This is a genomic window from Ralstonia sp. VS2407, from assembly GCF_052950655.1.
Genome location: NZ_JBRFVG010000080.1, coordinates 1 through 607, shown reverse-complemented (window position 1 = coordinate 607; position 607 = coordinate 1). Strand labels below are relative to the sequence as shown.

Annotated in this window: 1 protein-coding gene; it reads right to left on the bottom strand. The window is 70.8% G+C overall.

What is annotated here, in order from left to right:
* Positions 1-596 (bottom strand): hypothetical protein (locus ACU8YE_RS23940; RefSeq protein ID WP_446929834.1); only part of this gene is annotated, 596 nt, incomplete at its 3' end.
* Positions 597-607: the final 11 nt, after the last annotated feature.

Sequence of the window (607 nt, the reverse complement as noted above, 5' to 3'; positions counted from 1 at the left end):
GCCTGCAACCGCTCGCTCCACAGAATCCGGTTCGCGCCGCGCGCGCCGGGCGTGTCCACGGCCTGCTCGTACCAGACGGTGCCGGGCGCGTCGCCGCGCTTGGCGACCGCGAGCCGCTTCAACTGCGACGGCGGCGTCACGTAGTACGCGTTGTCCCACGAGCCGTCGAAGCCCGTGGTTTCGTACTCGGCCGGCGGCACGCTGACGACCGTCCGGTTCGCCACGTCCACGTACTCGATGCGAGCCGACTTGCCGTCGTACGTGACGTGCCGCGCGGCGGCCTGGAAGTTGAAATGCTCGTGGCCGGCGTGGGCCGCGGCCGGTTTTACCCCGGCGCGGCGACCCGCATCGTGATCGTGGTCATGACCGTGATCGTCGCCATGCTCGCCACCGGCCGCCGCCGCGGGCAGCACGCGCTCGACCCACACGTGGCCGTCGCGCCGCACCATCCGTTCACGATACAGCGTCGTGCGCGTCACGCCGTCGGCCGTGACCGTGCGGCTTTCGTGCTGCAGCACGGCGTCGAGATCGGCGGCGGCCACCGCGGGCAGTGCCACCCACCCGCAAGCGAGCACGCAGAGAAGCTGACGTTTCATCGTGACGTCAT